The sequence below is a fragment of the Raoultella sp. genome (genome assembly GCF_039594335.1).
GTDB lineage: Bacteria > Pseudomonadota > Gammaproteobacteria > Enterobacterales > Enterobacteriaceae > Klebsiella.
Map to the genome: position 1 here is coordinate 1 of NZ_JBCNNS010000068.1, position 24,875 is coordinate 24,875.

The window sequence follows — 24,875 nt, forward strand, 5'->3', positions numbered from 1 at the left end:
GGCCGGTTATCTGACAGTGTTAAGCGCACTGTTCAGCATCCGAATAGCTGGAACCTGGAAAGAGAATCGGGATCTCGCGGGTGCGTTAGCCCTCTTTGCCCTGGGGCTGTTTGCCTGGTACGGATTAAATTTTTCGCATGGTGAGTATTGGGATATTTATGATTCCTACAAAGACACCGCCAAAGTGCTGGCGGCAAGCGCCATCGTGGTATTTCTGCTCTCCAATCTCCGGTTTACCTTTAACGCAACCGGGTTCAACTACTTGCTTATCGCAGCCGGGCTGGTCACTAACCTCTATGCCATCTACCAGGGGCTGGTGCTGAACGTTCCGCGGATTCAGATTACATTCGAACGCGCCACGATCATCGCCTATATCTTCACCATGACCAATATCGTGATGCTCGGTACCATTCTGGAGCTACAAAATAAGTATCGTTACGTCCTTTTCCTGGTTTGCGCGATGAGCGGACTGGCAGCGATTGCGTTTACCGAAACGCGAGCCGCACTGCTGGCCTGCCCGGTACTGATTATCCTGCTGCTCTTTGTTCACCCTCAGGTGGGTAAACAGCAGTTGCTTAGGTTGTGTGCGGCCTTTGTTATTACACTGGTTCTGCTGACCACCCTGTTCCATCAAAAACTGATTCTCCGCTATCAGGAGGTACAATCCGATATCACCCAGTACGAGGACAACAATAGCGTCTCCTCCATCGGCTCTCGTTTCGTCATGTTTAAAACGGGATTACAGGCAGGTCTTGATGCCCCCTTCGGCGAATCGGCAGAAAGACGCGGAAACGATATCAAGCAACAAGTGCAGGCCAATCCAACGCTTGCCGGGGCGCTGGATTTTATCAATGTCCATATGCACAACGAGTTTATTGAAAACTTCTCCCTGCGCGGTATTGGCGGCGTTGCCACTCTGATCCTTTTATACGCGGTATTGTTGCTCAACGCCTGGCGCAAACGTAACGCGATACAAGGTGTCCTCACGTTAACAGTGATGGTTTACGGATTAAGCGATGTGATTTTCTTTAGTAAAGAAGCGGTCATTGTCTTCTCAATGGCCCTGATACTCTCCGTATTACAGCAGAAATTCGCCATCGGGCAGGATAAAGCACATGCATAACAATCACTGCCTGCTCAGCGTTATTATTCCGGTCTTTAATAATGCCCAGTATATCAGGCAGACGCTGGACTCGGTGTTTGGCCAAATGGATAGCGATGTCGAAGTCATCATTATCAATGACGGTTCTACGGACAATAGCAAAGCGGTGATCCAGCAGGCCATTGATGAATATCGCGGCGCGGGCCAGATCCAGTTTTACAGCCAGGAGAATAGCGGCGTATCCAGCACACGTAATCGTGCCCTGAATAAAGCGCAGGGCGCCTGGATTGGCTTTATTGACGGCGATGATCTCTGGTGTCCCCATTTCTGGAAAACAATAAAACCGTTTATCCTGCAAGGCGATAGTGATTTAATCGACTTTCACTATCACTATTTTAAAGACTCGCTACCTGCACCCACGCAAACCGCGCCTGGGAGCCAGACAACGATCGCGGATAAACAGCATGATGCGTTATATGACGTCTTCCGCCGCTCCCATTGGCACATATGGAGTCGAGTCTATCGTCGTGAACTCATCGGCAACCACCGCTTTCATGTTGGCCGCCGCTATGAAGATATGATGTTTACCCCCTGGTTATATCTCGAGGCCAGACGCATTATTCGCCTGGAGGAGACGCTCTACTGGTATCGCGATAACGCCTTTGGCATTACCCGCAATATTCAGACCTCGGATATCGGCGATATGGTCTTTGCACTCAACCAGCTTGTTGAGAAGGTGGTCACGCAACCGCCATCTGAATTACCGCCGCGACTAATCGCCGCGCTGATTAACAATTTATTCAATGAAATAAAAGGATTGCACGACAAACTCTACGGGTTTTATAACTACAGTGATGAGACAATGGCGGCGCTCACCGCTGCCAGTAAACTCCTGACAGCGGGCGGAATGCCTCTGAAGCGACGGCTTCATCTGCGCTACCCACAAATCTGGAAGAAAACCTCCCGGCTCCGCCAGATGTTACGTAAAGGGCGATAAGCTAGATTCTGGACTGATAATATTCGGCCAATGTCATCCCTTTTACCTGCGGTGACAACCAGCTGAAAAAAGCGTCCAGATCGGCGTATAAACGCTCGATATCCTGTTCGTTTTTAAACGTCGGGCTACCGCCTGGCATATATTCAGAAGAGTGCAGCATATATTCGACATAGTCGTTGCCCTGAGCCAGAGTCTGCTGCACCACGTTCTTCATGGTGTCGACATTCCCCCCCATCGGGCGCAGCCAGTGAACGGATGGCGAGCGCACTTTACCGCGCAGGCGATCGTAGCCCTCCTTCACGCTGTTCAGCCAGCCGGAGTGCTTATACTGAATGCTCATCGGCACTTCCAGCAGCGAAGAGCGGCCTTCGCGACTGATGTCGTTCTCATCAAGGAAATAGGCATGCTGTGGGAAACGGCGATAATCGGTCCCTCCGTCCCCCTGCGGAGCGCCTTTCGCCGTCTTCCAGTTGACGCGCGGCGTGACCGAGCAGTCCACCCGATAACCATGCTCCACCAGCAGGCGGGCGTAGCGCTCATCAAACGCCCAACGTCCGGCGCGATGGCTGACCATTTTCGTCTGGAAAGTGTCTTCCAGCAGATACGTCATATAAGCGACTTTTTCGCGCATCACCGCGTCGGAATATTCAATCAGATAGGGCTTATAGCGCCAGTCGTCATCGGTCAATGGGTCCGTCGGCGGGCTGTTCCAGGCATGGAGATGCATGCCGATTTCCGCCGTCCCACGGGCAATCACCTCTTTGGCGAACTCGATATAAAAGGGATCAATCGCCATTTCATAGTTAGTTAAATAGACGGGTTTAAAGCCATACTTTTCGCACAGCTGCTGAAAACGCGGTAAATAGCGCGCATTCTCGGTGGTAATGCTGTCATGTTTTTGCCAGAGGTTATCGCCCTCTGTATCAATCGTGATGAGAAATGCGGGATTGTGCACGAAAACGTCCTCAGACCATACGTATCGGGTCATGGTAGAGCAATACAACGCTTCTCTCAATCTGTCTGATCCCCTAGAATCGGAAACCTGATATTGAATGAAGAACAGAGAATGACGTCCGAAACCCGCTCTTCCGGCCCTGTGACCCCGATGCGAATCCTGGTTATCAAGCTGCGCCATCATGGCGATATGCTGCTGATCACGCCGCTCATTCACACCCTCAAACAGCAATATCCCGCTGCCAGCGTTGATGTTCTGCTTTATGAAGAAACCCGGGATATGCTCGCTGCTAACCCTGATATCAACCAGATTTTCGCCATTGACCGGCGCTGGAAAAAACAGGGGAAAGGCCACCAGCTCAAAATGGAGTTCAGGTTAATCCGCACTCTGCGCCAGCAGCGCTACGAGATGGTGCTCAATCTTGCCGATCAGTGGCCAAGCGCGATTATCACGAAACTGACCGGCGCGCCAATCCGCATCGGCTTTGACTTCCCGAAGCGTCGTCACCCGGCATGGCGTTTTTGCCATACCGCTCTCGCCTCAACGCAGCAGCATAACCAGCAGCACACCGTGCAACAGAATCTGTCGATTCTGGCACCGCTTGGGCTGGATATTAATGACGCGCCGGCGAAGATGGGCTACAGCGAGCAGGACTGGAGCGCCAGCCGCGCGCTGCTGCCGGAAGGATTTCAGGATAACTATATCGTCATTCAGCCGACCTCCCGCTGGTTCTTTAAGTGCTGGCGCGAAGAGCGTATGAGCGCCCTGATTAATGCCCTCTCTGAAGCGGGCTACCCGGTCGTACTGACTTCCGGTCCTGACGTCAAAGAGAAGCAGATGATAGAAACCATTATGGCGGGCTGCCCCCATGCTCGTCTGCACTCCCTCGCCGGGCAGCTAACCCTTCGCCAGCTGGCCTCCGTCATCGACCATGCCCGTCTGTTTATCGGTGTCGATTCCGTGCCAATGCATATGGCCGCCGCACTGGGTACACCGCTGGTGGCGCTGTTCGGGCCGTCGAAGCTGACCTTCTGGCGTCCCTGGCAGGCCAAAGGTGAAGTCATCTGGGCGGGTGATTTCGGTCCCCTGCCCGACCCGGATGACATCGATACCGGCACGGAAGAACGCTACCTCGATTTAATTCCCACCGACGCGGTAATCGCGGCAGCGCAAAAGGTACTGGCATGAGCAAATTCAGGCTGGCTCTGGTGCGACAGAAATATCGCCCTGACGGCGGTGCGGAGCGCTTTGTCGCCCGCGCGCTGGAAGCCCTTGATAGCAGCAATCTTGAACTGAACGTCATTACTCGCGAATGGCAAGGGCCGGTGAAACCCGACTGGAACATTCACATCTGCAACCCGCGTAAATGGGGACGCATCAGCCGTGAACGCGGTTTCGCCGATGCCGCGCGTCAGCTGTGGCAGCTCGAACAGTTCGATCTGGTGCAGAGCCATGAACGCATTCCCGGATGCGATCTGTATCGCGCGGGTGACGGCGTCCACCGCCGCTGGCTACAGCAGCGCTCGCGCATTCTTCCCGGCTGGAAAAGCCGCCTGCTGTTTGCCGACCGCTACCACCGCTATGTCATGCAGGCTGAGCGCGAAATGTACCAGGACGCGCACCTGCGCGGCGTTATCTGTAACGCGGAAATGATAAAACGCGAGATTATTGAAGACTTTGGCCTGCCCGCGGAAAAAATCCACGTTATCTATAACGCCATCGATAACCAGCGTTTTCTGCCGCCTGCGGAAGCAGCCTTTGTTGCGCTACGTAACCAATGGAATCTGCCGCTACAGGCGACTTGCCTGATCTACGTCGGCTCCGGCTTTGAGCGCAAGGGGCTGGATGCGGCGATTCACGCCATCGCGCCGACCAACCGCTATCTGCTGGTCGTTGGCAAAGATAAAGAGCAGGGGCGTTATCAACAGTTGGCGAAAACGCTGAACTGCGAGGAGCGGGTCCGCTTTTTCGGCATGCAGTCGGAAACCCTGCCGTTTTATCAAATGGCCGACGGCCTGCTGCTGCCAACGCTGTACGACCCGTTCCCGAACGTTATTCTGGAAGCCATGGCCTGCGGCCTGCCGGTGATCACCACCACCGGTTGCGGCGGTGCTGAATTTATCGTGCAGGGGCACAACGGCTTTGTCTGCGATGCGCTCGATATTCCTGCGCTTCAGCAGGCGGTAATGGCACTCCCTGCCCGCGCGCTAGGCTCCGCAGAGGGGAGCCGCGCCCGGGAACGCATTATGGACTGCACCAGCGAACGGTTATCGACGCAGTTGCTCTCCCTCTATCAGGATCTGGTGAAATAACGATGCGTATACTGTTTGTGATCGACGGCCTGCCCGGCGGCGGTGCGGAAAAAGTCGTGCTGACGCTGGCGGAGCATTTTCTGAGCCAGGGCGAACGGGTCTCGCTCTTTTCCCTGCGCGATGTCTGTGATTATACGCTGCCGGAAGGGCTGGATTATCAGGTTGTGAGTGACCGCAGCCGGACACCCTGGCGCAAAATCACCGAGCTTTCGCGCCGCGCCCGTCAGCTGGATTCGGCAATAGTCACAGCCGAGCAGCAGGGCGAATTCGATTTGGTGCTCTCCAACCTGCATAAAACCGATCGTATTGTCGCCCGTAGCCGGACGTTGAAAAACCGGAACGTCTGGTTCTGTCTGCATGGTGTCTTTTCCACATCGTATCTGGGCCATCGCACCGGCTTTGATCGCTGGATGAAGCAGCAGAAGATTAAGCGTGTCTACCAGGGACGCAACGTCATCACCGTCTCCGATGCGGTAGGCCAGGATCTGGTCGAACAGTTCGCCCTACGCCCGGCACAGTTAAAAACCATTTATAACCCGTTCGACATTCCCGCTCTGCGCGCCGCCGCCGCTGCGCCTGGCGAGCAGCCCGCGGGTGACTATATTATTCATGTCGGTCGATTCCACCCGGGGAAACGCCACGATCGCCTGATCGAAGCCTATGCGCAAAGCGGTATCGATGCGCCGCTGGTGCTGCTGGGTCAGGGAAAGCCGGAACAGGAACAGCGCCTGCGTCAACTAGCGCAACGGCTGCAGGTTGGCGACAGGGTCCTGTTTAAAGGCTTCCAGAAAAACCCGCTGCCGTGGATTAAGCACGCGCGGATGCTGGTGCTCAGCTCCGACAGCGAAGGCTTCGGTAACGTGGTGGTTGAGGCTCTTCTGCTGGATACCCCGGTCGCCAGCACCCGCTGCCCTGGCGGAGTGACGGAAATTCTCACCGGCGAATTAGCCCGTGGTCTGGCCGATCTGAACAGCCCGGCGCTGGCCCGGACGATGCAAAGCATTTACCATAACCCACCAGCCATCGACCCTTCCGTGCTGGAAAAATTCAGCGTGGATACGATTTGTCAGCAATACCGTCAGTTGCGTCGCGGCTGACGGCGCTATTAAACCAGGATCGAATGATTTATGAGTCAAACGCCTTTACTGAGCATTGTGGCTGCCGTTTATAACGGCGAAAAATTCCTTGCGCAATTCTTTGAGTGCATTGAGCAACAGCAGCTGGAAAGCTATGAGCTGATCCTGGTCAACGACGGTTCGACAGACGGTAGCCTGGCGGTTATCGAGCAGTGGAAAGAGCGCCTGCAAAACGTGCTCGTGCTGGAGCAGGAAAACCAGGGCGTTTCGGTGGCGCGTAACACCGGCCTCGCCGTGGCAACGGGTAAGTACCTGACCTTTCCGGATATCGACGACAAGCTTTATCCCGGAATGTACCGCACCCTGCTGGCAATGGCGGAAAAGGGCAACCTTGACGTGGCCACCTGCAACGGCCGCTACGTCTACGAGACGAAAAAAGATATCCATCCTATTTTTCCACTGGATCGGCTGCAGTCGACCGGCGTTTTGCCCGGTCACGTGTGGTTAAAACAGGCGCTGGATTCTCGTAAGTTCCTGCACGTGACCTGGCTGAATATCTATCGCCGCGAATTTATCATGCAGCACACGTTCCACTTCGAGCCCGGATTACGTCATCAGGACATTCCGTGGACCACGGAAGCCCTGCTGGCGGCTGAACGTGTGCAGTACACCAGCGAACAGTTCTACGATTACTATATTCACTCGGAATCGGTGTCGCACAAACCCGACAACGATGACACGCTGATGCGCTCAGCGCGCCACTACATGAAAATTCTGGAGATGCTGGACGCTATCAACCAGCGCTACCCGGACAAGGTTCGCGATATTCCCGCCTGCCGCTGGCAAATAGCGAAAGAGGGGTTAGGGATCATTCATACGATAGACGAGATGAAAGATCGCGAAAAACAACGCAAGCTTATTGCAGAATTTTTTGAGCGCGGCATATGGCAGCTCATCTGGAAAAATGCCCACGATCTGCGCTTACGCTGGCGGCTGGGACGACGTTATTTCCGTTTGAAGAAAAGGCTGGCAAACTAAGTACGCGCCCCGTAACCCGCCGGAGAAACAGCAGTATATTCTGGAGATGTATGAGTAAAATTGCGAAACAAGTCGCCGCTGGCGTCTTCCTCACTATCCTGAAGGCAACCGGCTATAGCGTCAAAAAAATTACCCGTTTCCCGGCACAGGAACGACTGAATACCATTGCGGTATTTTCGACAACGGCGTTAGGGGATTTCCTGTTAAATACGCCAGCCATAGGGGCCATAAAAGCCCGCTGGCCGGATGCAAAGCTGCTGTTGGTTATCAATCAGCGTAACAAGGACCTGGCCATCGGTAGCCCGCTCTTCGATGAGGTTCTGTACTGGAACGGAAAAGCCAACGGCGTGCTGACGCTGGCAAAAACGTTGCGTCGCCATGGCGTTGATGCAACGTTTATTCTGCATTCACACACCCCCTACGATATCATTGCGGCGTCTCTGGCTCGCTCCCGCTATATCCTGAAAGACGTGTATTTCAACGATTATCAGGGAAGAGCGGCTTTCCTTCTGGCACCGTATCTATCCGCATTTTACGATAACAGACAAAATGGCAATATCCATCTGATACATCAGAAAACCCAACTGCTGGACGCCGTGGGCATCGATACGCCATCAGAGGAGATGTTCATTCCGGCACCCTTTACGCCGGAGCATCACGATATCCCCGTTATCGGGATTCATGCCGGGGCATCCACGCCTGAAAGATGTTGGCCGGAGGAAAATTTTTCACAGTTGATCGAGCAACTTATCCACAATCATGACACTATTCAGATTGAGCTGATCGGCGCGGCGAGCGAGAGGGCGCTGAATCAGCGCATTATTGAAGGCATGTCGGTCGCAAGCGACAGGGTTAAAAACGTCGCCGGCACGACAAACCTTATCCAACTGGCGGCAAAAGTGGCTGGGTTTAAGGTCCTGGTCGTCGGCGATACCGGCCCGTTACATATTGCCATTGCCGTGAAAACACCAAGCGTGGGGCTCTATGGAAGCCAGGGTGCTATCGATGGCGCCGCCCCGATTCAGGATCAGGCGATCCATCAGCTCATTCGCTCGTCAGAAGAGCAAAGCGGGATAAAAGGCGTCAGCATCGCCGAGGTTTACGCTGCTACGGTACGTGCCCTTCACTCATCGTCGGCACTAAAGCGCCTTAAGAGATAGCTTTAAGCACACTAAATGCTTAGAATTTGCCCGCTGAAACAAAAAACGGATACATCCTTTGGAATTGCTTTATACCACTTTACTCTACCTTATACAGCCGTTGGTGTGGCTACGACTATTATTACGCAGCCGTAAAGCCCCTGCCTATCGTAAACGCTGGGCGGAACGTTATGGCTTCTGTCAGAACAAGGTAGCACCAGATGGGATTTTGCTGCATTCCGTTTCCGTGGGTGAGACGCTTGCTGCTATCCCGCTAGTGCGCGCGCTGCGCCACCGCTACCCCTCGCTGCCTATCACCGTCACCACCATGACGCCGACCGGTTCAGAACGCGCCATGTCCGCCTTTGGCAAAGATGTTCACCATGTCTATCTGCCTTACGATTTGCCCTGCGCGATGAATCGCTTCCTCAACACGGTGCAACCGAAGCTGGTTATCGTGATGGAAACCGAGTTGTGGCCGAATATGGTCGCCGCGCTGCACAAACGTAAAATTCCGTTGGTCATCGCCAACGCCCGTCTGTCGGAACGTTCCGCCAAAGGCTACGCGAAGCTTGGAAAATTTATGCGTCGGCTGCTCAGCCGCATCACGCTGATTGCGGCGCAGAATGAAGAAGACGGCAATCGCTTTCTGGCTCTGGGTCTGAAGCGCAACCAGCTGGCGGTCACCGGCAGCCTCAAATTTGATATTTCCGTGACGCCAGAGCTGGCCGCACGCGCGATTACGCTTCGCCGCCAGTGGGCGCCGCACCGCAAAGTCTGGATCGCCACCAGTACCCACGACGGTGAAGAACAAATTATTCTGCAGGCGCACAGGAAGCTGCTTGATACCTTCCCTGACCTGCTGTTGATTCTCGTCCCTCGCCACCCTGAGCGCTTCGCCGAAGCACGAGAAATGGTGCAGAAAGCGAGGATGAGCTTCACGCTGCGTAGCACCGGCGAAATCCCGTCGAACAGCACCCAGGTGGTGATCGGCGATACTATGGGCGAGCTGATGCTGCTGTACGGCATTGCCGACCTCGCCTTCGTTGGCGGCAGTCTGGTCGAGCGCGGTGGTCACAACCCGCTGGAGCCGGCGGCGCATGCCATACCGGTACTGATGGGCCCGCACACGTTTAATTTCAAAGATATTTGTGCCAAGTTGCAGCAGGACGATGGCCTGATTACCGTTACTGACGTCAATTCTCTGGTCACCCAGGTCTCCAACCTGCTCACCGATGAAGACTATCGTCTGTGGTACGGCCGCCATGCGGTGGAAGTGTTGCATCAAAACCAGGGCGCGCTCTCGCGTCTGCTACAGTTACTGCAACCCTATCTGCCGCAACGGAGCCACTAATGTCGACCCGACTGTCCGTCGTGATGATCGCCAAAAATGCGGCGGATCTGCTGGCAGATTGCCTGGCCTCCGTAGACTGGGCCGATGAAATCGTGCTGCTGGACTCCGGCAGTAGCGATAACACCGTCGAACTGGCCCGTAGCCTCGGCGCGACGGTCTACATCAACAGCGACTGGCAAGGCTACGGTATTCAGCGTCAGCGCGCCCAGGACTACGCGACCGGCGACTATGTGCTGATGATTGATACCGATGAACGCGTGACGCCGGAGCTGGCCAGCTCGCTTCGCCGCGTACTGGAGGCTCCCCAAAGCGGTGCCGTCTACAGTATTGCCCGGCGTAACTATTTCCTTGGCCGCTTTATGCGCCATAGCGGCTGGTATCCCGATCGCGTCATGCGTTTGTACGAACGCAGCCGTTTCCGCTATAACAATAATCTGGTGCACGAATCGCTCGATGCCAAAGGCGCGCAGGTTATCGAACTGTCGGGCGATTTACTGCATCTGACCTGCCGCGACTTCTCCGACTTCCAGCAAAAGCAGCTGGCCTATGCCTCTGCATGGGCGCGCGAGCGCCACCAGAAGGGAAAGAAGACCTCTCTGGCGAGCATTTTCGGCCATACGCTGGGTGCTTTTGTAAAAACGCTGCTGCTGCGTGGCGGCGTGCTGGATGGTAAACAGGGCTGGCTACTCGCCGTGGTCAACGCGCAGTATACGTTTAATAAATACACCGAGCTGTGGGCGCTGAGCCGCGGCTATTCAGAGAAAGTGTAATTATGAGCACAAAAGCGATCTATCCGGGTACCTTCGACCCCATTACCAACGGGCATATCGATATCGTCACGCGTGCCGCCAGCATGTTTGACAAGGTGCTGCTGGCTATTGCCGCCAGTCCGAGTAAAAAACCGATGTTCACGCTCGATGAGCGTATTGCGCTGGCGGAGCAGGCAACGGCACATCTGGTTAATGTCGAGGTGATTGGTTTCAGCGATCTGATGGCGAATTTTGCCCGCGCGCAGCAGGCGAATATCCTGATTCGCGGTTTACGTGCGGTAGCCGACTTCGAATATGAGATGCAGCTGGCACATATGAACCGCCACCTGATGCCGACGCTGGAAAGCGTATTCCTGATGCCCTGCAAAGAATGGTCGTTTATCTCTTCATCGCTGGTGAAGGAAGTGGCGCGCCACCAGGGAGATGTTTCCCACTTCCTGCCTGCCAACGTACACCAGGCGCTGCTGAAAAAACTGTAGGACGCGCTTCCCGGAGGCGGCGCTGACGTGCCTTGTCCGGGCCACTCGTCCACAGACTGCTGGAAACCTGCAGCCTGGGCTAAGCGCAGCGCGAGCCGGGATCAACGCAACCACCACGCTTTACTTCTGGCACTGGCGACAATAAAAAGTTGCCCGCTGCGCGTGTTTGCTGGCCGTAATCGGCGTACCACAAACGCGACAAAGTTCGCCCTTGCGGCCATAAACCTGCAGTTCCTGGGCGAAGTAGCCCGGCTTGCCATCACTTTGCAGGAAATCCTTCAGCGTCGTCCCCCCCTGCTCAATCGATCGTAGCAGCACCGCTTTAATCACTTTTACCAGCCGTTCGCACTCTTCGCGCGAAAGCGAAGACGCCAGCCGATCGGGATGGATCCCGGCCGAAAACAGCGATTCACTGGCGTAAATATTGCCTACCCCGACCACCAGCTTGTTATCCATCAGCCAGGGTTTAATGGCGGTTTTCTTTTTCGCGCACTTCTGCTGCAAATAGTCGGCATTAAAATCATCGCTCAAGGGCTCTGGGCCAAGATGCGCCAGCGCAGGATGCCCTTCCAGGGTGCGGGTCCACAGCCAGGCGCCAAAGCGGCGTGGATCGGTGTAACGCAGGACCTTGCCATTACTCATCACGAGGTCAACATGATCGTGCTTTTCTGCCGGCAGCTCTTCACTCAGGATACGTAGACTTCCCGACATCCCAAGGTGGATGATAATCCAGCCGCCGGGAAGCTCCAGCAGCAGGTATTTAGCACGTCGCTGCACACTCAGCACCGGCATGTCGCTAAGACGATAGATTTCTTCACTCACCGGCCAGCGCAGACGTCCGTTGCGAATAACAGCATGCAGAATGGTCGCGCCCACCAGGTAGGGTTCGATGCCACGACGGCTGGTTTCTACCTCAGGTAATTCAGGCATTCGTTTTCCTCCGTTAACCCAGAGTATTGTGATGCAGCAACAGACGGTAGGGAAGCAAATTCCCGGCAGGGTTTATCCGACGGTTTCTGGCGGGAAAAAAACAAAAAACCCCGCCGGAGCGGGGTTTTCTTTACAAGGAAACTAAAATTATTTGATTTTAGCTTCTTTGTATAAAACGTGCTGACGGACAACTGGATCGAATTTTTTCAGTTCCAGTTTTTCCGGCTTAGTACGTTTGTTCTTCGTGGTGGTATAGAAGTGACCAGTACCAGCAGAAGAAACCAGCTTGATTTTCTCACGAATACCTTTAGCCATGATTTATTTCCTCTTAGTACTTAGTACTTTTCGCCACGGGCACGCAGTTCAGACAGAACTGTATCGATGCCTTTCTTATCAATAACACGCATACCTTTAGCAGATACACGCAGGGTGACAAAACGCTTTTCGCTCTCAACCCAGAAACGGTGAGAGTGCAGGTTCGGCAGGAAACGGCGTTTGGTCGCGTTCAGCGCGTGGGAACGGTTGTTACCGGTCACCGGACGCTTGCCAGTAACTTGGCAGACTCGGGACATGTCTATTCTCCAAAAATCAAATTAGCTCGAGCTTCGTATGGGGTATCGGCGCCTCGTCAGGCTTTACAGCCCGGTCATCGCAGTTCTAAGTGAACCATCGATTGCCAGGCCCAAATGCCAAACCCGAGATTCTCAAAGGTGGCGTAGTATACGCTGACTCGGCGATGTGCTCAAGTCCCGAACAGACAAAGATCCCGCTGGATCGCGTGATCGGGGCTAAATCCAGCCGCGTTCGGCAAAAGATACGTACGCACCGCGACCGATTACGAGATGATCGAGTACTCGTATATCCATGAAACCACAACACTTTACCACACGTTCGGTCATCAGTCTGTCGGCCTTACTCGGCTCGGGACTGCCGGACGGATGATTATGTGCAAGGATCACCGCAGCGGCGTTCACTTTGATGGCTTCACGTACAATTTCTCGCGGATGCACCTCTACGTGGCTAAGAGTACCAGAAAAAAGTCGGCTATGTTTCAATACCCGGTTCTGATTATCTAAAAAGATCACGATGAAGATCTCTCGTTCCTCATCGGAAAGGTGGCTTTGCAAAAACTCCAGCGTCATCAGCGGCGTGACCAGAGAGGGCTCTTCAACCAGCCGCAGGCTAAAATAACGCCGAGCCAGCTCGGCAACCCCCTTTAGCTGAGCATATTTCGCCAGGCCAATCCCGTCTACCGTCTCAAACTGCGCTTTATTCGCTGACAGCAGGCCATACAGCGAACCAAAACGCTGTAGCAGATCATGTGAATACGTCATGACATCTTTGTCCCGTGTTCCGGTGCGTAAGAACAGCGCCAACAGCTCAACATCCGACAACGTCTCAATGCCGTAAAGCCACATTTTTTCCCGTGGCATCAGGGGTTCCGGTGCATCCATAGGGCCTCTCCTTTCTCGTGCCCCCCATCCTGACACAACCCGACGGTGCTGCCGACTAGCGCATATACCTCTTGCGTAGCGCCTCGCAAAGTGAATTCCTGGCAGCCACGCGACGGCGGCGGGATTGTGGTAAGATGCGCGGATTCTGGTGTACTGCAACAGGAAAGAATCATGATGAGTCTGGCTGGTAAAAAGATCGTTCTTGGTGTGAGCGGCGGCATTGCTGCCTACAAAACGCCGGAACTGGTGCGCCGCCTGCGTGACCGTGGTGCGGATGTGCGCGTCGCCATGACGGAAGCCGCCAAAGCCTTTATTACGCCACTGAGCCTGCAGGCGGTGTCTGGTTATCCGGTCTCCGATAGTCTGCTCGACCCGGCAGCGGAAGCGGCGATGGGTCACATTGAGCTGGGTAAATGGGCGGACCTGGTTATCCTCGCCCCGGCAACCGCCGATCTGATTGCCCGCGTCGCGGCAGGTATGGCCAACGATCTGGTTTCCACTATCTGCCTTGCGACCCCCTCTCCGGTTGCCGTTGTCCCGGCGATGAATCAGCAGATGTACCGTGCCGCGGCCACACAGCATAACCTTGAGGTGCTTACCTCACGCGGCCTGCTGCTCTGGGGTCCGGACAGCGGTAGTCAGGCCTGTGGCGACATTGGCCCTGGCCGCATGCTGGATCCGATGACGATTGTTGATTTAGCCGCCGCGCATTTTTCGCCTGTCAAAGATTTGCAACATCTCAACATCATGATTACCGCAGGCCCCACGCGTGAACCGCTGGATCCGGTGCGTTATATTACTAACCACAGCTCCGGTAAGATGGGGTTTGCCATTGCCGCCGCCGCCGCCGCCCGCGGGGCGAACGTCACGCTGGTGAGCGGGCCGGTTGCATTACCGACGCCGCCGTGTGTACAGCGGATCGATGTCACGACCGCGCTGGAAATGGAAGCTGCGGTCCAGCACAGCGCTCAGCAGCAGCAGATTTTTATTGGCTGCGCCGCCGTAGCCGACTATCGTGCAGTCGCTATCGCTGAAGAAAAAATTAAAAAGCAAGGTAATGAACTCACCCTCAAAATGATCAAAAATCCGGATATTGTTGCCGGGGTGGCAGCACTCGCGGCTCATCGGCCTTTTGTCGTAGGGTTTGCCGCCGAAACGAATAATGTGGAAGAATACGCGAGACAAAAACGCGCTCGCAAAAATCTCGACCTGATTTGCGCTAACGATGTTTCTCAGCCTGATCAAGGATTTAACAGCGACAGCAACGCATTACACCTTTTCTGGCAAGATGGAGATAAGCGCTTACCACTTGAGCGTAAGGAACTCCTTGGCCAATTATTACTCGACGAGATCGTGACCCGTTATGATGAAAAAAATCGACGTTAAGATTCTTGACCCGCGTGTTGGTCAGCAATTTCCGCTGCCGACCTATGCCACCTCCGGCTCCGCCGGACTTGACCTGCGAGCCTGTCTCGACGACGCCGTAGAGCTGGTTCCGGGTGCAACCACGCTGTTGCCGACCGGTCTGGCTATTCATATCGCCGATCCGTCTCTGGCGGCGGTGATTCTGCCACGCTCCGGGCTGGGTCATAAGCACGGCGTGGTTCTGGGCAACCTGGTTGGCCTTATTGACTCCGACTACCAGGGGCAACTGATGGTTTCCGTCTGGAACCGCGGCCAGCAGAGCTTTACGATTGAACCCGGCGAGCGTATCGCTCAAATGGTCTTTGTACCCGTCGTGCAGGCGGAATTTAACCTGGTGGAAGATTTTGACGCCACCGAACGTGGCGAAGGTGGCTTTGGTCACTCAGGGCGCGCATAAGCCCGACCATATCGAATCCGCATCCCAAAGTGCACTAATGCAATAACATCGCCGCAAACGACCGTTTGCGGTCACTTTGTGGATGTCTGCCTGACAAGTGCTTATTTTCAGGGGTATTTTAAAACATGGCAGAAAAACAAACTGCGAAAAGGAATCGTCGCGAAGAAATACTTCAGTCTCTGGCCCTGATGCTTGAATCCAGCGATGGTAGTCAACGCATTACCACAGCGAAACTGGCGGCGTCTGTCGGCGTGTCCGAAGCGGCGTTGTACCGTCATTTTCCCAGTAAAACCCGCATGTTCGATAGCCTGATTGAGTTTATCGAAGACAGTCTAATTACGCGCATCAATTTGATTTTAAAAGATGAAAAAGACACATCGGCGCGCCTGCGTCTGATTGTGCTGCTGATTCTTGGGTTTGGTGAGCGTAATCCTGGGCTGACGCGAATTCTGACCGGCCATGCGCTGATGTTTGAACAGGATCGTCTCCAGGGGCGGATTAACCAACTGTTTGAACGTATTGAGGTTCAGTTGCGCCAGGTCATGCGTGAGAAGAAAATGCGTGAAGGTGAAGGCTACGCCCTCGATGAGGCACTGCTGGCCAGCCAGCTGCTGGCATTCTGCGAAGGCATGCTGTCGCGTTTTGTGCGCAGTGAGTTTAAATATCGTCCGACGGATGATTTTGAAGCCCGCTGGCCGCTGGTCGCCGCACAGCTGCGGTAACTGAAATCCCGGAGGATTGTCGCCTCCGGGCTTTTGACTTATACGCCAAACTCTTCGCGGTAAGCACGTACCGTCGCCAGATGCTCAGCCATCTCCGGCTTCTCTTCCAGATAGGCAATCAGGTCTTTCAGCGTCACGATAGAAATCACTTTGCAGCCGTAGTCACGCTCGACTTCCTGAATCGCGGAGATTTCGCTGCGGCCACGTTCCTGGCGATCCAGAGAGATCAGCACGCCGGCCAGTTCCGCGCCGTGCGCCTGGATAATTTCCATCGACTCGCGAATCGCGGTGCCGGCGGTAATCACATCGTCAACCAGCATGACGCGTCCCTGCAGGGCGCTGCCGACCAGGTTGCCCCCCTCACCGTGGGTTTTTGCTTCTTTGCGGTTAAAGCAGTAAGGCAAATCCAGATCATGGTGCTCTGCGAGCGCAACCGCGGTCGTCGTCGCGATAGGAATCCCTTTATAAGCCGGACCAAACAGCAGATCGAAATCAATTCCGGAATCGACCAGCGCTTCGGCGTAGAAACGGCCTAACAGTGCCAGATCGCGCCCGGTATTAAACAGGCCGGCGTTGAAGAAATAGGGACTCTTACGCCCGGATTTCAGCGTAAATTCGCCAAACTTAAGGACCTGCTTGTTAAGCGCAAACTCAATAAACTGGCGCTGATACGGTTTCATGGATTTGCTCCTCATCTTACTTTTCATCATTTAGGCTTACGTCAAATTCTTCACGTGTCATCAGGCGGTACAGAAACGTCGATAATTCTGTGAGCTGGTCGCAGCCGACGAAAGACCGCATGAAGGATAAAACGTAAAAAAAAGGGCGACTCATCAGCCGCCCTTAAAATTAATTCTCTAATGCCGCTTTCTGCCTTGCGACAATGGATTCGATACCCCCGCGGGCCAGGGCCAGCAAGGTAAGTAGCTCTTCGTGGGTAAACGGCTCGCCTTCCGCGGTGCCCTGTACCTCAATGATGCGACCATCTTCGGTCATCACCACGTTCATATCGGTTTCCGCCGCTGAATCCTCGACATATTCCAGATCGCAAAGCGCTTCGCCATTGACGATACCCACGGAAACCGCAGCGACCATCCCTTTCATTGGATTGCTTTTCAGCTTGCCGACCGCCACCAGCTTATTCAGCGCATCGGCCAGCGCCACGCAGGCGCCGGTAATGGATGCGGTACGGGTGCCACCGTCTGCCTGCAAAACATCGCAATCGAGGGTAATCGTGAATTCGCCCAGCGCTTTCAGATCGACCGCCGCACGCAGCGCACGGGCAATCAGGCGCTGGATTTCCATGGTACGGCCGCCCTGTTTCCCTTTCGCGGCTTCACGCGCGTTACGGGTATGCGTTGCACGCGGCAGCATGCCATATTCTGCTGTAATCCAACCCTGGCCCAGGCCTTTCAGGAAGCGCGGCACGCCTTCATCAATCGAGGCGGTGCACAACACTTTGGTGTCGCCAAATTCGACCAGCACGGAGCCTTCTGCGTGTATTGTATAGTTACGGGTCAGGGTGACGGGACGCACCTGATTAGCGCTACGACCTGCTGGACGCATAATGATCTCTCCGGCTTGAAACGAATGTGGCGCGCATTATACACAAAATCATGCGTGATGCATGAGAGGACGCCCCCCTGATAGCATAGATAACTGGCGCTCAGGGCGCCGCGATGCCGCCAACAGAGGGGCTGTCGGAAGGATAACGTGTCTACACGGATAATGCTCGCTTATTCCTATCCTGATAAGGCCCTGAAAGCTATAATCCACCTCACTCTCCTTTAAAAACAGGAACGTCTATGATCCGCAGTATGACCGCCTATGCCCGGCGTGAAATCAAGGGTGAATGGGGCAGTGCCGCGTGGGAACTGCGCTCGGTAAACCAACGATATCTGGAAACTTATTTCCGTCTGCCGGAGCAGTTCCGTAGCCTGGAACCTGTTGTGCGTGAGCGTATTCGTTCACGCCTGACCCGTGGCAAAGTTGAATGCACCTTACGTTTTGAGCAGGATCCCAGCGCCCAGGGCGAGCTGATTCTGAACGAAAATCTCGCAAAACAGCTGGTCAATGCCGCCAACTGGGTCAAAATGCAGAGCGACGAAGGCGAAATCAACCCGGTTGATATTCTGCGCTGGCCTGGCGTAATGGCCGCTCGGGAACAGGATCTCGATGCGATTGCCGCCGATATTCTCTCCGCCCTGAACGGCGCGCTGGATGATTTTATCGTTGCCCGCGAGACCGAAGGCCAGGCGCTGAAAGCGCTTATTGAGCAACGTCTGGAAGGCGTCACCGCCGAGGTCGCCAAAGTGCGCGCTCATATGCCGGAAATCTTACAGTGGCAACGCGACCGTCTGGTTTCCAGGCTGGAAGATGCAGAAGTACAGCTGGAAAACAACCGTCTCGAACAAGAGCTGGTGCTGATGGCACAGCGTATCGACGTCGCTGAAGAGCTGGATCGTCTGGAAGCGCACGTAAAAGAGACCTGGAACATCCTGAAGAAGAAAGAAGCCGTTGGCCGCCGTCTTGACTTTATGATGCAGGAATTTAACCGCGAGTCGAACACTCTGGCATCGAAATCCATTAATGCCGAAGTGACCAATTCCGCCATCGAACTGAAAGTCCTGATCGAGCAAATGCGCGAGCAGATCCAGAACATCGAGTAAATTGCTGGTCGAACTCATCAAGTCTCGCAATATCTCACCGGCAGCACCAAGCCCGCGTAATAACGGGCTTTTTTTATGCCAGAGAATTTCACATGATTGCATCGCCGCGCTGCCATCCGTGACGACAAAACGGCGAGAGAGTATCGATCCAGGTTGAAAGTGAACTGCATCTGATTCTTTTATAACGGGTATGCCACTCAAGGATTCCTTCCTGGGCTCTCTGAATGAGTGAGGTCCCCGTTCAGCCCTCAGGATTCCGCTATTTGTAGCTGCGCTGTCGGTTTAAGTACAGCATACATAATACCAGTCAGCACTGTACCGGCGATGATAGAAACCAGATACATTGCAACATGCCCCACAGCATGAGGGATCGCCAGCACAAACAGCCCGCCGTGAGGAGCCATCAGCGTGCAGCCGAAAAACATCGACAAACCACCGGCCAGTGCACCGCCAGCCATCGTCGACGGGATCACGCGCATTGGGTCTCGGGCAGCAAAGGGAATGGCCCCCTCGGAGATAAAGCACAGGCCCAGCACAAAAGATGCTTTGCCAGCCTCACGCTCCTGTTGGGAGAATTTAGCTTTTGCCAGCCAGGTAGTGACGCCCATTCCCAATGCTGGCACCATACCGGCAGCCATGATCGCCGCCATAGGTTGATAAGACTGGGACGCCAGCAACCCAACGCCGAAAGTGTATGCAGCTTTATTGACCGGCCCACCAAGATCGAAGCATTGCATCGCCCCCAGCAAAATTCCGAGTAGCACGGCATTGGCGGTCGTCATACCGGCCAGGAACGTGGTCAATCCCAACATAGCGGCGGAAACCGGGCCTCCCACCACATAAATCATCACCAGTCCGGTAATCAGTGTCGCCAACAATGGAATCACCAGTACAGGCTTTAACGCATCCATTGCCTGCGGCAGGCGAATTTTCTCTGCCAGATACTTAGCAACATAACCCGCCAGAAAACCAGCCACTATACCGCCTAGAAAACCCGCACCGCTATTGCTGGCAAGCATACCGCCAATCAGTCCAGGTGCCAGTCCGGGGCGGTCAGCGATAGAAAATGCAATAAAACCGGCCAGTACCGGCACCATCAGTGCGAAAGCCGCCTTCCCGCCGATTTGCATCAGAGCCGCTGCCAGCGTGCCTGGCTCTTTGAAAGCCTGAATGCCAAAAACAAACGAGAGCGCAATACACAGGCCGCCAGCCACCACTAGCGGCAACATATGAGATACACCAGTCATCAAATGTTTGTATACTCCCGGCAGTTCCGCTTTTAGCGACGGTGCTGGTTTTTTCGCATCCCTACCACCATAGAGCGTTGCCGAGGCAAGGGCCTGAGCAATTTCCTGGGCAGGTTTTTTCAGTGCTGCGCCAGTACTGGTGCGATAAAGTCGTTTATCCGTGAAACGGGACAAATCGACGTCGATATCGGCGGCGATAATGACCACATCGGCAGATGCAATCTCAGCAGTGGTTAATTCATTTTTTGCTCCCACCGATCCATGTGTTTCTACTTTGACCCAATATCCTTGCTTCGTGGCCGCAACAGTCAGGGCTTCTGCGGCCATAAAGGTATGCGCCACGCCAGTGGGACAAGCAGTGATGGCAATAATACGTTTGTTCATAGGGTACGCCTTCTTTTCGATGATTCTATTAAGGATTAAGGCTTTTTTTATTGCTTTATCGTCACAGGGAAATAGTGTTATTTCATTATTTATTGTCGGGAATATGCGGCGGCCTGATGGAATAACTCCTTGTCGGGCCGAATCCCCGTGTACAAGGCAAATTGTTCTACCGCCTGAATAGCAAATACTTCGGAACCGGTTATAACGACTTTATTTTTTGCTCTGGCGTATTGTATCAGCGGTGTTTGTTCCGGCATTGCGACCACATCGAATATAATGTCGGCTGCATCGACTTCGTCTGGGGTATAAGACATTTTGTCGGCGTCTTCGCTGCCGGTCATGCCAATCGGCGTTGCGTTAATCAATAACCCTGGCTGTAACCCTTCCATATCCGGACGCCATTCATAACCGCATAATTCAGCCAGACTGCGGCCACTCTCTTCGTCAATCGCGACGATATATCCCTTTTTGAATCCAGTATCTCGCAGAGCACAAGCCACTGCTTTGGCCATTCCACCACTACCGCGCAGCGCGAATACCAGACTGGTTGGCACCCGAAATTGCCTTAGCAACGTGGTGATAGCAATATAATCCGTGTTATAGGCTTTCAGATAACCGTGAGTATTCACAATGGTATTCACTGAATTAATGGCTTTAGCAGACGCGTCTAATTCATCCACAAGGGCGATACAGTCCTGTTTAAACGGCATGGAGATGGCGCAACCGCGAATACCCAGAGCCCGAACGCCGGCGATAGCACTCGCCAAATCGGTGGTGGTAAACGCTTTGTAGAGATAATCAAGTCCCAGGGCGTCATACAGATAATTATGAAAACGCGTCCCGAAATTACTGGGTCTTGCGGCGAGAGACATGCAGACAGTAGTGTCTTTATTCAGATGTAGGGTCATTTCATATTCCTGAGCTAAAGTAGTTCGCCACTTTTACCGGCACAGCGGTGAAAAGTATCGGTGATTGCGAAACTAAACCATGTCCATCGGTTCAGTAACCATCTGATGCATCCGGCTCCGATATGTGTCCTGGCAGCAGGGTACATCCATTATTTGTGGCATCTCGATCAGTATTCCTTGCTGTCGAAAAAATAATGGACTAAAACGATGAGATTAAAAATTGCTGTCTTTTTCCCTTTAAGGTTCCTCTTTTATGTATGGTCAACGGCTTGAACATCAGTATTTACGCCTGCTGACTCTGTTTCCCCACAGAGAAGAGAACATCACGCTACAGGGCCTGGCGGATAAGCTCTGTTGCAGCAAGCGCCACATGCGTTCACTGCTGGTCGATATGCAAGCTCGTCATTGGCTGGAGTGGCATGCCAGTCCGGGACGTGGCCATCAAGCCCGGCTACGGCTGTTGTGCAGCGAACAGCAATTGCGAATGGAAAAAGCTGAACATCTGTTGAAATCCGGTAACTTTGGTGCTGCTCTTGAGCTACTTGGGGCTGAAAAGCACCTCATCGCACCGTTGCTGCGGGCCAGATTAGGATATAACATCCGTGATGATTACCAGTCGTTACGTATTCCCTATTATCGCACTATGCCCAATCTCTATCCGGGTACGCCACTTCGTCGTTCGGAACTCCATCTGGTCAGACAAATATTTAATGGACTCACCCGTATTAATGACGAAAGTGGGGTAGTTGAAAAAGATCTGGCCCATTACTGGCGCATGCTTGATCCTTTGCACTGGCGCTTTTTCTTGAGGCCTGGCGTGCGATTTCACGATGGACGTGAGCTCACCAGCCAGGATGTGGTGGTCTCATTAACCCGCTGTGCTCAATTGCCGCTGTTTTCACATCTAAAAAAAATTGATGAGCATGGTGTATTAAGCGTCACTATTGAACTGACCCAACCGGATCATTTATTGCCGCAATTATTAGCCGATCCGGCAGCCATGATTTTACCTGCCGACCACGCTATACGGGATAATTTTGCTGCCCAACCCGTCGGCACCGGCCCCTATATGGTTTGTGAGAATGATGAATGGCATTTACTTATGCGGGCTTTTGATCATTATTTTGGTTTCCGGGGGTTACTTGATGAGATCGAGGTGATTGTATGGCCTGACCTGGGGCAGCCCGCTACCCGGGAACATCTGACGAGCGATGCTGTCTCCCGGCCGTCCGTGGGAAATGACACAGGTGGTGGACCAATCCTGGATGTGAGCTCGTCCGCCTGGTTAAGCTCCAGTATCAGTGACATCGACTTCGCCTCTGGTCTCGCGGTGGGTTTAACAGGGAAACCTTCTGATTTATTCCGGGAAATGTTTCTTGAGCGGGGCGGGTATTTTTTACTGTGTGACAGTCGCTCACCCCATTGGGGCGCTCTGGAGCGCAGGCGCTGGATCAGAGAAAAACTAAATCCCTATTCGCTGGCCCAACGACTGGATGAAAAGATCCGTCCCTTTTGGGTGCCTACCGGGAGCTTGCTACCGACCTGGTTCCACTGTATGGACAATGGCCCGACTCTGATGCCTTTTGCCACCGGGACGGATAGTCCCGCATTGAGGTTACGTCTCGCATATCATCAACAGCATCCGGAATATCCGATGCTGGCTGCTGAAATGAAAAAAATGCTGGCTGTTGAGGGGATCCACTTAGATATCATACAACTGGACTATGATCGCTGGGCCAGAGGAGAAGCAGAGGCCGATCTCTGGCTGGGTACGGTAAATTTTGCTGTACCGGAAACCTGGAATGTGGGTGTGTGGCTGCTGGGGATGCCATTATTAAAACATTCAATATCAGGTGGGGATACTCCGTTGTTCAATGACTGGTTACAGCACTGGCGTGCCGGGGTGCTCGATTCTGAACAATTGATGCAGAATGTAGTCAGTAAAGGATGGCTGCAACCTTTATTCCATCACTGGATGCGACTGAAAGGACCAGACCAGGCTGTGGGCATTCATCTGAATAATCTGGGCTGGTTTGATTTTAGTACTACCTGGATGGAGCCAGAATAAAAATGGAAAAAATTTTTACCCAACGGTAACGATGCCCTCCTGACGTATCAGTCCCACGTTCAGCGTAGTGCAGAATTCAGTAATACTTCATGGGATTACTCCTCATCTGTTAATCCCATCTGAAATGGGTTGTGATGAATAAAATCCCTGTTTAACCCTGACAGATCATTACGCCGGCATTTTTCACAAAGTCATCCTGATTCTCTCGCTCTCTGCAGGCGCATGCAGAATATTTATTCCAGGCAAATTTTATCTCTTTTTACCGATATTGCCATGCTCCCCGTTCTTTGCCGTCAATTTTTTCTATCGTTTGTATCGGCCAACGAAAATCAGATAGTCGTTCAACCTGTTTATGACGCCAATTTTTTCCACTAATTTCTGTTTTACGTCTTCCGATAGCCAGCGGCGACGGATATCGCTCACTCAGGAAAGTAATGATTTCTTCCTCTGATAAACTGTCCAAAAAAGGTAATTATAAAAAATTCACTTAAATCAAATACAATAAAATACAACTCAACATCTGATCCAGCTACCGTCCAAAAATCAGGAAGCCCGTGTCATAGCGAACTTTTTCTGCTGATCCGGGCTCACCATGCCTTGCCACACGAGGGAAGAGTATCCTGAGCATCGCAGCTCTCACAAAAGAGGGCTGCGGTTTATTTATCGGCGAGGCTGGCAGATAAGAATGGCTATTTTGATATCAGCCCCTGCCCGTCATATTCTTCTCACCAACATCTAATTTATATGATGGTGCTTTTCCTTTAGTACATTCAGGACAAAAGGCAGCGAATTACGCAATGATGGGTTAACGGTTCCGCTATGATCCAACCCTTGATAAACATGAACCTCCGCCTGTGTCCCTGCCTGTTTTACCGCTCTGGCAAAACGTTCCTGCATCATGGTAGGGACATTCACATCAACGCTACCCATCCCAATAAAGACCGGATGGTCAATCCTGAGCGTCGGGTAAATCATAGCGTCAATACTGGTTTCAAGCAGTGACTCAACGGCTGGTTTCAGCGAATTCCCGGCATTGAGTCCTTGCTCCATCACCTGCTCTGTTAGTGCCGTGATGCACAAATGATTAGCCTGTTCGAGTACCGGTAGCGCCTTATCCTGGAAATAATCAGAGGCTTTTAACTCCGGATGCAGATCCGCTGCCGACAAAAAGATATAGAACAGATAAGGAATTTTTGGATCGCCCCCCTGCACCGCTTTACCATCAACGGAATGCAGAATATCGCTCGCCTTCGTGCCTTTGGAAAAATAGGGTGTACCTGTGAGTATCGTTGCGCGGATATTAAGGTCAGGCGCGTACTGTGGCTGATACCCTGCCGCTGAAAACGCCGCATGTGCCCCCTGAGATTGCCCCACAAGAATAATTTCGTTCTTCAATGGAAATTCTTTGAGAGACTCGCGAACGCCATCGAGAATGCTCCAGGCTTCTCC

At 53.4% G+C, this 24,875-nt stretch carries 25 protein-coding genes; 15 read left to right on the plus strand and 10 right to left on the minus strand.

Annotation, left to right across the window (positions count from 1 at the left end):
- Together ACZAHD_RS13320 and ACZAHD_RS13325 are read left to right on the plus strand one after the other, a co-directional pair.
- A partial coding sequence (locus ACZAHD_RS13320; protein WP_462457201.1) for an O-antigen ligase family protein occupies positions 1-1,123 on the plus strand: 1,123 nt, incomplete at its 5' end.
- Positions 1,116-2,099 (plus strand): glycosyltransferase family 2 protein, encoded by a 984-nt coding sequence (locus ACZAHD_RS13325; RefSeq protein ID WP_462457202.1) that lies wholly within the window; start codon positions 1,116-1,118, stop codon positions 2,097-2,099. The genes ACZAHD_RS13320 and ACZAHD_RS13325, both read left to right, overlap by 8 nt.
- Before the next feature lies 1 nt (position 2,100).
- On the opposite strand, the gene ACZAHD_RS13330 is transcribed toward ACZAHD_RS13325, so the two are convergent.
- A complete protein-coding gene (locus tag ACZAHD_RS13330; RefSeq protein WP_462457203.1) occupies positions 2,101-3,054 on the minus strand; it encodes a polysaccharide deacetylase family protein in 954 nt (317 codons plus the stop codon).
- A 111-nt stretch (positions 3,055-3,165) separates the two neighbouring features.
- On the opposite strand from ACZAHD_RS13330, the gene rfaQ reads away from it, so the two are divergent.
- The 8 genes from rfaQ to coaD are packed head-to-tail and all read left to right on the plus strand — an operon-like array spanning position 3,166 to position 11,222.
- Entirely contained in the window at positions 3,166-4,242 is a 1,077-nt protein-coding gene (gene rfaQ / locus ACZAHD_RS13335; protein WP_462457204.1) for a putative lipopolysaccharide heptosyltransferase III, read from the plus strand.
- Positions 4,239-5,366, plus strand: a complete 1,128-nt coding sequence (locus ACZAHD_RS13340; protein WP_462457205.1) for a glycosyltransferase family 4 protein — start codon at positions 4,239-4,241, stop codon at positions 5,364-5,366. Before rfaQ ends, ACZAHD_RS13340 begins: the two co-directional genes overlap by 4 nt.
- Before the next feature lie 2 nt (positions 5,367-5,368).
- A complete protein-coding gene (locus ACZAHD_RS13345) occupies positions 5,369-6,463 on the plus strand; it encodes a glycosyltransferase (RefSeq protein WP_462457206.1) in 1,095 nt (364 codons plus the stop codon).
- 30 nt (positions 6,464-6,493) lie between these two features.
- Entirely contained in the window at positions 6,494-7,480 is a 987-nt protein-coding gene (locus ACZAHD_RS13350; RefSeq protein ID WP_462457207.1) for a glycosyltransferase, read from the plus strand.
- A gap of 50 nt (positions 7,481-7,530) precedes the next feature.
- Positions 7,531-8,640, plus strand: coding sequence for a glycosyltransferase family 9 protein (locus tag ACZAHD_RS13355; RefSeq protein ID WP_462457208.1), 1,110 nt, complete (start codon positions 7,531-7,533; stop codon positions 8,638-8,640).
- A gap of 58 nt (positions 8,641-8,698) precedes the next feature.
- Positions 8,699-9,973 carry a lipid IV(A) 3-deoxy-D-manno-octulosonic acid transferase gene (waaA, locus tag ACZAHD_RS13360; RefSeq protein ID WP_462457209.1) on the plus strand — a complete coding sequence of 425 codons (1,275 nt, stop codon included), beginning with the start codon at positions 8,699-8,701 and terminating at the stop codon, positions 9,971-9,973.
- Entirely contained in the window at positions 9,973-10,743 is a 771-nt protein-coding gene (locus ACZAHD_RS13365) for a glycosyltransferase family 2 protein (protein WP_462457210.1), read from the plus strand. The genes waaA and ACZAHD_RS13365 overlap by 1 nt, the downstream gene beginning before the upstream one ends.
- A 2-nt stretch (positions 10,744-10,745) precedes the next feature.
- Entirely contained in the window at positions 10,746-11,222 is a 477-nt protein-coding gene (gene coaD / locus ACZAHD_RS13370) for a pantetheine-phosphate adenylyltransferase (RefSeq protein WP_100682896.1), read from the plus strand.
- A 120-nt stretch (positions 11,223-11,342) separates the two neighbouring features.
- On the opposite strand, the gene mutM is transcribed toward coaD, so the two are convergent.
- The 4 genes from mutM to radC all read right to left on the minus strand — a co-directional run bounded on the left by mutM (position 11,343) and on the right by radC (position 13,606).
- Positions 11,343-12,152, minus strand: coding sequence for a bifunctional DNA-formamidopyrimidine glycosylase/DNA-(apurinic or apyrimidinic site) lyase (gene mutM / locus ACZAHD_RS13375; RefSeq protein ID WP_462457211.1), 810 nt, complete (start codon positions 12,150-12,152; stop codon positions 11,343-11,345).
- Positions 12,153-12,299: 147 nt separating this feature from the next.
- Complete coding sequence (gene rpmG / locus ACZAHD_RS13380) at positions 12,300-12,467, minus strand: 50S ribosomal protein L33 (protein ID WP_003024094.1); 168 nt, start codon at positions 12,465-12,467, stop codon at positions 12,300-12,302.
- 20 nt (positions 12,468-12,487) lie between these two features.
- Positions 12,488-12,724, minus strand: coding sequence for a 50S ribosomal protein L28 (rpmB, locus tag ACZAHD_RS13385; RefSeq protein ID WP_002436699.1), 237 nt, complete (start codon positions 12,722-12,724; stop codon positions 12,488-12,490).
- A 216-nt stretch (positions 12,725-12,940) separates the two neighbouring features.
- On the minus strand, positions 12,941-13,606 hold the full coding sequence (radC, locus tag ACZAHD_RS13390; protein ID WP_462457212.1) for a RadC family protein: 666 nt from the start codon (positions 13,604-13,606) through the stop codon (positions 12,941-12,943).
- Between the two features lie 174 nt (positions 13,607-13,780).
- Here radC and coaBC point away from each other — a divergent pair, with 174 nt between their 5' ends.
- The 3 genes from coaBC to slmA all read left to right on the plus strand — a co-directional run bounded on the left by coaBC (position 13,781) and on the right by slmA (position 16,150).
- Positions 13,781-14,992, plus strand: a complete 1,212-nt coding sequence (coaBC, locus tag ACZAHD_RS13395) for a bifunctional phosphopantothenoylcysteine decarboxylase/phosphopantothenate--cysteine ligase CoaBC (RefSeq protein ID WP_462457221.1) — start codon at positions 13,781-13,783, stop codon at positions 14,990-14,992.
- Positions 14,970-15,428 carry a dUTP diphosphatase gene (dut, locus tag ACZAHD_RS13400; RefSeq protein WP_462457213.1) on the plus strand — a complete coding sequence of 153 codons (459 nt, stop codon included), beginning with the start codon at positions 14,970-14,972 and terminating at the stop codon, positions 15,426-15,428. Before coaBC ends, dut begins: the two co-directional genes overlap by 23 nt.
- A 125-nt stretch (positions 15,429-15,553) precedes the next feature.
- Positions 15,554-16,150, plus strand: coding sequence for a nucleoid occlusion factor SlmA (slmA, locus tag ACZAHD_RS13405; protein ID WP_462457214.1), 597 nt, complete (start codon positions 15,554-15,556; stop codon positions 16,148-16,150).
- 38 nt (positions 16,151-16,188) lie between these two features.
- On the opposite strand, the gene pyrE is transcribed toward slmA, so the two are convergent.
- Positions 16,189-16,830, minus strand: coding sequence for an orotate phosphoribosyltransferase (gene pyrE, locus ACZAHD_RS13410; RefSeq protein WP_462457215.1), 642 nt, complete (start codon positions 16,828-16,830; stop codon positions 16,189-16,191).
- A gap of 169 nt (positions 16,831-16,999) precedes the next feature.
- Complete coding sequence (gene rph / locus ACZAHD_RS13415; protein ID WP_462457216.1) at positions 17,000-17,716, minus strand: ribonuclease PH; 717 nt, start codon at positions 17,714-17,716, stop codon at positions 17,000-17,002.
- A gap of 239 nt (positions 17,717-17,955) precedes the next feature.
- On the opposite strand from rph, the gene ACZAHD_RS13420 reads away from it, so the two are divergent.
- Positions 17,956-18,819: a YicC/YloC family endoribonuclease gene (locus ACZAHD_RS13420; RefSeq protein ID WP_462457217.1), complete on the plus strand. Its 864-nt coding sequence runs from the start codon at positions 17,956-17,958 to the stop codon at positions 18,817-18,819.
- Between the two features lie 248 nt (positions 18,820-19,067).
- Here the strand turns inward: ACZAHD_RS13420 and ACZAHD_RS13425 are convergent, their stop codons facing one another.
- Together ACZAHD_RS13425 and ACZAHD_RS13430 are read right to left on the minus strand one after the other, a co-directional pair.
- Positions 19,068-20,450, minus strand: coding sequence for a fructose-specific PTS transporter subunit EIIC (locus tag ACZAHD_RS13425; RefSeq protein WP_100682891.1), 1,383 nt, complete (start codon positions 20,448-20,450; stop codon positions 19,068-19,070).
- Positions 20,451-20,539: 89 nt separating this feature from the next.
- Positions 20,540-21,358 (minus strand): shikimate 5-dehydrogenase, encoded by an 819-nt coding sequence (locus ACZAHD_RS13430; RefSeq protein ID WP_462457218.1) that lies wholly within the window; start codon positions 21,356-21,358, stop codon positions 20,540-20,542.
- A 253-nt stretch (positions 21,359-21,611) separates the two neighbouring features.
- Between ACZAHD_RS13430 and ACZAHD_RS13435 the strand changes: the two genes are divergently transcribed.
- On the plus strand, positions 21,612-23,426 hold the full coding sequence (locus ACZAHD_RS13435) for an SgrR family transcriptional regulator (RefSeq protein ID WP_462457219.1): 1,815 nt from the start codon (positions 21,612-21,614) through the stop codon (positions 23,424-23,426).
- A 735-nt stretch (positions 23,427-24,161) separates the two neighbouring features.
- Here the strand turns inward: ACZAHD_RS13435 and ACZAHD_RS13440 are convergent.
- Positions 24,162-24,875: lipase family protein (locus ACZAHD_RS13440; RefSeq protein ID WP_462457220.1), on the minus strand; the 714-nt coding region annotated here is incomplete at its 5' end.

Bases quoted from the DNA above. Each gene is read 5' to 3' on its own strand.
- ACZAHD_RS13425 (WP_100682891.1), bottom strand. From the start codon at position 20,450: ATGAACAAACGTATTATTGCCATCACTGCTTGTCCCACTGGCGTGGCG.
- ACZAHD_RS13325 (WP_462457202.1), top strand. From the start codon at position 1,116: ATGCATAACAATCACTGCCTGCTCAGCGTTATTATTCCGGTCTTTAAT.
- ACZAHD_RS13345 (WP_462457206.1), top strand. From the start codon at position 5,369: ATGCGTATACTGTTTGTGATCGACGGCCTGCCCGGCGGCGGTGCGGAA.
- slmA (WP_462457214.1), top strand. From the start codon at position 15,554: ATGGCAGAAAAACAAACTGCGAAAAGGAATCGTCGCGAAGAAATACTT.
- rpmB (WP_002436699.1), bottom strand. From the start codon at position 12,724: ATGTCCCGAGTCTGCCAAGTTACTGGCAAGCGTCCGGTGACCGGTAAC.
- ACZAHD_RS13350 (WP_462457207.1), top strand. From the start codon at position 6,494: ATGAGTCAAACGCCTTTACTGAGCATTGTGGCTGCCGTTTATAACGGC.
- ACZAHD_RS13430 (WP_462457218.1), bottom strand. From the start codon at position 21,358: ATGACCCTACATCTGAATAAAGACACTACTGTCTGCATGTCTCTCGCC.
- radC (WP_462457212.1), bottom strand. From the start codon at position 13,606: ATGGATGCACCGGAACCCCTGATGCCACGGGAAAAAATGTGGCTTTAC.
- ACZAHD_RS13340 (WP_462457205.1), top strand. From the start codon at position 4,239: ATGAGCAAATTCAGGCTGGCTCTGGTGCGACAGAAATATCGCCCTGAC.
- rfaQ (WP_462457204.1), top strand. From the start codon at position 3,166: ATGACGTCCGAAACCCGCTCTTCCGGCCCTGTGACCCCGATGCGAATC.
- rpmG (WP_003024094.1), bottom strand. From the start codon at position 12,467: ATGGCTAAAGGTATTCGTGAGAAAATCAAGCTGGTTTCTTCTGCTGGT.
- mutM (WP_462457211.1), bottom strand. From the start codon at position 12,152: ATGCCTGAATTACCTGAGGTAGAAACCAGCCGTCGTGGCATCGAACCC.
- rph (WP_462457216.1), bottom strand. From the start codon at position 17,716: ATGCGTCCAGCAGGTCGTAGCGCTAATCAGGTGCGTCCCGTCACCCTG.
- coaBC (WP_462457221.1), top strand. From the start codon at position 13,781: ATGAGTCTGGCTGGTAAAAAGATCGTTCTTGGTGTGAGCGGCGGCATT.
- dut (WP_462457213.1), top strand. From the start codon at position 14,970: ATGATGAAAAAAATCGACGTTAAGATTCTTGACCCGCGTGTTGGTCAG.
- ACZAHD_RS13365 (WP_462457210.1), top strand. From the start codon at position 9,973: ATGTCGACCCGACTGTCCGTCGTGATGATCGCCAAAAATGCGGCGGAT.
- pyrE (WP_462457215.1), bottom strand. From the start codon at position 16,830: ATGAAACCGTATCAGCGCCAGTTTATTGAGTTTGCGCTTAACAAGCAG.
- ACZAHD_RS13435 (WP_462457219.1), top strand. From the start codon at position 21,612: ATGTATGGTCAACGGCTTGAACATCAGTATTTACGCCTGCTGACTCTG.
- ACZAHD_RS13420 (WP_462457217.1), top strand. From the start codon at position 17,956: ATGATCCGCAGTATGACCGCCTATGCCCGGCGTGAAATCAAGGGTGAA.
- ACZAHD_RS13355 (WP_462457208.1), top strand. From the start codon at position 7,531: ATGAGTAAAATTGCGAAACAAGTCGCCGCTGGCGTCTTCCTCACTATC.
- coaD (WP_100682896.1), top strand. From the start codon at position 10,746: ATGAGCACAAAAGCGATCTATCCGGGTACCTTCGACCCCATTACCAAC.